Below are 1,591 nucleotides of genomic sequence, written 5' to 3' on the forward strand. Positions count from 1 at the left end.
GTCATGAACCGCGCGGGCCGAACGGCTGAGCCGCTTGAGCGCTGCCTTGTAGCCGCCAGCGGAAAATAGTCAAGCCTGCCGTGCGGTTCAATCGACACGTTTTGACAGCTGGTTTCGTACGCTGGGGTTCAGGTGCGCGCGGGCGAGGGCACAATATCCGATCCGCGCCTCAACTCTCCGTCCGGCTGAACTGCGAGCGCTCGAAGAACAGCACCACTCCCAGGCCGAGGATCAGCGGGATGATCAGGTAAAACAGCCGGAACACCAGCAGCGCGGCCAGCACGCCGACCGGCTCCATGTCGGAAAGCCCGGTCAGGAACACCACCTCGAAAACGCCGAGCCCGCCCGGCGCGTGCGAGATCTGGGCGATCGAGAAGGAGACGAGGAAGACGCCGAGCACGACGAAGTAGCCGGGATTGTGCGCCTCGGGCAGCGTGAAGAAGATGATGGCCGTGGCGGCAAGCAATTCGATCGGGCCGATCAGCAATTGCCTGGCGACGATCGGCAGTGCCGGATAGTGCAGCTGGAAGCGGGCGATCTTCAGCGGGCGCAGATGCAGCCAGCTGCCGAAGATGTAGGCGGCGACCAGCAGCAACATCGCGATGCCCGCCGCTTCCGACAGGCCATGATGGGCGACACCCGAGAACCGATCGATGATCTGAGGCTCGAACACCAGCACGAGGCCGGAGGCCAGAATCGTCGACAGCACGAAGGTGATCCAGCAGATCGCCACCAGCACGCCGACATCCTGGCCGGTCAGGCCTCTTGTGCCGTAGGCGCGGTAACGGATGACAGCACCCGAAAACACCGATCCGCCGATATTGTGCGACAGCGCATAGGTGGTGAAGGAGCAAAGGGTCACGAACAGCCACGACACACGCTTGCCGATATGCAGCAGTGCGATGTGGTCGTAGCCGGCGAGCGCGGCATAGGCGATGACGGAACTCAGCGCCGCCAGCACCCAGCCGCGGGTTGGGATGGCGGCGAGCCCCTCCCAGACATCGTCGAGTGAAATGCCACGCAGTTCATGCCAGAGCAGCAGCAGCGAGAAGATCACCGCCCCGATGCCGACGACCGGCCAGAAATAGCGTTTCCAGTTCATTGCCTGACTGCCATGCGCTGCGTGCCCGCTTCCTTTTCGCTTGATGGTGAGAGGCCGGCTGCCCGGTGACTTCCATTCATTTCAGAAATGCCTCATTGAAGCCGGCTATTCAACCGCGAACACTTGTCGCGCCGGCCGCCGGCAAGATCGGCTCGCGCCGAAGCGGCGCAAACGGCAAGGACAGGCATCGGCTTCGACCGCACCGTCCTCGCCGGCATCCGCGCTACCAATCGAGCCTTGCCGGTACATTGCGCGGCGGCGCGAGAAAGGCCGTCCGCGCCCAGTCGGCAAAATTCGGCATGCGGCTCTTGGTGATCGGCCACGGCACTGTTAGTCTGGCGGCAACTTGAAACATGCCAAAGCGCCTGCTGCGTCCTTCACCGGTTCGCGCGGCGCCGGAAGGAACGACAGTGGAAGACCGCGACACCGGCGCAGGCGCGTCGGAGGTGGGCGCGTCCAGCGCTTCCCCGGGGCCATCGGGCTCGGGGA

2 protein-coding genes are annotated in these 1,591 nt (G+C 64.2%); both read right to left on the reverse strand.

The genetic code is table 11. The features are described 5' to 3' along the window. Positions 1-169: 169 nt before the first annotated feature. Complete coding sequence (locus tag C1D09_RS15475) at positions 170-1,102, reverse strand: lysylphosphatidylglycerol synthase domain-containing protein (protein ID WP_143975131.1); 933 nt, start codon at positions 1,100-1,102, stop codon at positions 170-172. A gap of 223 nt (positions 1,103-1,325) precedes the next feature. Further along, a partial coding sequence (locus C1D09_RS33460) for a hypothetical protein (protein WP_208760390.1) occupies positions 1,326-1,591 on the reverse strand: 266 nt, incomplete at its 5' end.

Origin of the sequence: Mesorhizobium intechi, from assembly GCF_002879535.1 — a bacterium.
In the GTDB taxonomy this organism is placed as follows: domain Bacteria; phylum Pseudomonadota; class Alphaproteobacteria; order Rhizobiales; family Rhizobiaceae; genus Mesorhizobium; species Mesorhizobium intechi.